Below are 3,224 nucleotides of genomic sequence, written 5' to 3' on the forward strand. Positions count from 1 at the left end.
TTTTGTTTAAAAGAAAGGCGACGACCTACTCTCCCACCAGTGGCAGTACCATCGGCGCTAATGGGCTTAACTTCTCTGTTCGGAATGGTAAGAGGTGAGCCCCATTGCTATAATCACCTTAAGTTGTTTCAGTATATTTCAACTGTATAAGTTAACATAATTGGTAAAATAATTCGTTTTTATTCAAGTAAAGAGTTGTCTTCCCCTCACTAGGAGGGGAAGTACGTACATAAGCCTATGGGTTATTAGTACTACTCAGCTACATACATTACTGCACTTACACTTATAGCCTATCAACGTTGTCATCTTCAACGACCCTTTAAAGAAATCTCATCTTGTGGTGGGTTTCGCGCTTATATGCTTTCAGCGCTTATCCCTTCCGAACGTAGCTACTCTGCAGTGCCCCTGGCGAGACAACAGATACACTAGAGGTTCGTCCAACTCGGTCCTCTCGTACTAAAGTCAGATCCACTCAAATTTCTAACGCCCACAGCAGATAGAGACCGAACTGTCTCACGACGTTCTGAACCCAGCTCGCGTGCCACTTTAATGGGCGAACAGCCCAACCCTTGGGACCTTCTCCAGCCCCAGGATGTGACGAGCCGACATCGAGGTGCCAAACCCCCCCGTCGATGTGAGCTCTTGGGGGAGATCAGCCTGTTATCCCCGGAGTACCTTTTATCCTTTGAGCGATGGCCCTTCCATGCGGAACCACCGGATCACTATGCTCTACTTTCGTACCTGATCGACCTGTATGTCTCTCAGTCAAGCTCCCTTATGCCATTGCACTCTACGCACGGTTACCAAGCGTGCTGAGGGAACCTTTAGAAGCCTCCGTTACTCTTTTGGAGGCGACCACCCCAGTCAAACTACCCACCACGCACTGTTCTCATCTCTGAGTTAGGCTCTAGATAAGCAAAGGGTCGTATTTCAAGGTTGACTCCACAATGCCTAGCGACACTGCTTCAAAGTCTCCGACCTATCCTACACATTACTTATCCAAAGTCAATACGAAGCTATAGTAAAGGTTCACGGGGTCTTTTCGTCCCGCTGCGGGTAATCGGCATCTTCACCGATACTACAATTTCACCGAGCTCATGGCTGAGACAGTATCCAGATCGTTGCACCATTCGTGCAGGTCGGAACTTACCCGACAAGGAATTTCGCTACCTTAGGACCGTTATAGTTACGGCCGCCGTTTACTGGGGCTTCATTTTAGATCTTCGCCGAAGCTAAACCCTCCACTTAACCTTCCAGCACCGGGCAGGTGTCAGGCCTTATACATCATCTTTCAATTTAGCAAAGCCCTGTGTTTTTGATAAACAGTCGCCTGGATCTTTTCACTGCGGCCTACCGAAGTAGGCGACCTTTCTCCCGAAGTTACAGGTCGATTTTGCCTAGTTCCTTAGCCATGAATCTCTCGAGCACCTTAGAATTCTCATCCCAACTACCTGTGTCGGTTTACGGTACGGGCTGCAGCTCTCGCTTTTCTTGGAACCTCTTACTTGCTTTCGCTTCGGCCGAAGCCTAGGCTCAACGGGGACTTCCGTCACCCCGTAAGCACCTGGGAGATCCGTCACTTTTAATGAGTGCAGGTACAGGAATATTAACCTGTTGTCCATCGACTACCCCTTTCGGGTTCGCCTTAGGTCCCGACTAACCCTCAGCTGATTAGCATCGCTGAGGAAACCTTAGTCTTTCGGTGAGGGGGTTTCTCGCCCCCTTTATCGTTACTTATGCCTACATTTTCTTTTCTATACGTTCCAGCATGCCTCACAGCACACCTTCAACACATATAGAATGCTCCCCTACCACTTTCGTCCATAGCTTCGGTAGTATACTTATGCCCGATTATTATCCATGCAAAACCGCTCGACTAGTGAGCTGTTACGCACTCTTTAAATGAATGGCTGCTTCCAAGCCAACATCCTAGCTGTCTAAGCAGTTTCACCTCGTTTATTCAACTTAGTATACATTTGGGGACCTTAGCTGATGGTCTGGGTTCTTTCCCTCTCGGACATGGACCTTAGCACCCATGCCCTCACTGCTGAGAAACATTTTATAGCATTCGGAGTTTGTCAGGAATTGGTAGGCGGTGAAGCCCCCGCATCCAATCAGTAGCTCTACCTCTATAAAACTTTTACTCAACGCTGCACCTAAATGCATTTCGGGGAGTACGAGCTATTTCCGAGTTTGATTGGCCTTTCACCCCTATCCACAGGTCATCCAAAGACTTTTCAACGTCAACTGGTTCGGTCCTCCACTGTGTGTTACCACAGCTTCAACCTGCCCATGGATAGATCACTCGGTTTCGCGTCTACTACTACTAACTATACGCCCTATTCAGACTCGCTTTCGCTTCGGCTCCGGACCTTAAATCCTTAACCTTGCTAGCAACAGTAACTCGTAGGCTCATTATGCAAAAGGCACGCCGTCACCCAGTAAATGGGCTCCGACCGCTTGTAGGCGTACGGTTTCAGGTTCTATTTCACTCCCTTACTTAGGGTTCTTTTCACCTTTCCCTCACGGTACTAGTTCACTATCGGTCTTTCAGGAGTATTTAGCCTTACCGGATGGTCCCGGTAGATTCATACAGGATTACACGTGTCCCGCACTACTCAGGGTACTGCTATATCCTCTTCGCTTACCTATACGAGACTATCACTCTCTATGGTTCGTCTTTCCAAACGATTCTAGTTCACTAAGATTCTAATGTCGCAGCCCTACAACCCCAATATTGCCGTAACAACATTGGTTTGGGCTAATCCGCGTTCGCTCGCCACTACTAACGGAATCACTATTGTTTTCTCTTCCTCCGGTTACTTAGATGTTTCAGTTCACCGGGTTTGCTCCTTTCGGTACTATACCTTCAGTATAGTGGGTTGCCCCATTCGGAAATCTACGGATTATAAGGTATGTGCCCCTCCCCGTAGCTTATCGCAGCTTATCACGTCCTTCATCGCCTCTGAAAGCCTAGGCATCCGCCATACGCCCTTATTTAGCTTATTGTACTTTTTGCTTTGACTTGCGTCAAAACGAGCTCTTTATAATTCTTTATAAAAATATTTTGTTAGAGTATTATCTCTAACTCTCTATCTTGATTCTTTACGATATCATTTTACCAATATGTCAATGAACTTTTCGCTTTCGCGTTGTGGAGAATACCGGAGTCGAACCGGTGACCTCTTGCGTGCAAGGCAAGCGCTCTAGCCAGCTGAGCTAAT

General features: G+C 47.4%; 1 tRNA gene and 2 rRNA genes. All 3 read right to left on the reverse strand.

The features are described 5' to 3' along the window. Positions 1 to 12: 12 nt before the first annotated feature. Positions 13 to 121: ribosomal RNA gene (gene rrf, locus Q1A46_RS20650) — 5S ribosomal RNA — on the reverse strand. Positions 122 to 225: 104 nt separating this feature from the next. After that, positions 226 to 3,009 (reverse strand): 23S ribosomal RNA (locus Q1A46_RS20655). Positions 3,010 to 3,155: 146 nt separating this feature from the next. Further along, positions 3,156 to 3,224 (reverse strand) — tRNA-Ala (locus Q1A46_RS20660).

Source organism: uncultured Tenacibaculum sp., from assembly GCF_947502995.1.
Taxonomy (GTDB): Bacteria; Bacteroidota; Bacteroidia; order Flavobacteriales; family Flavobacteriaceae; genus Polaribacter.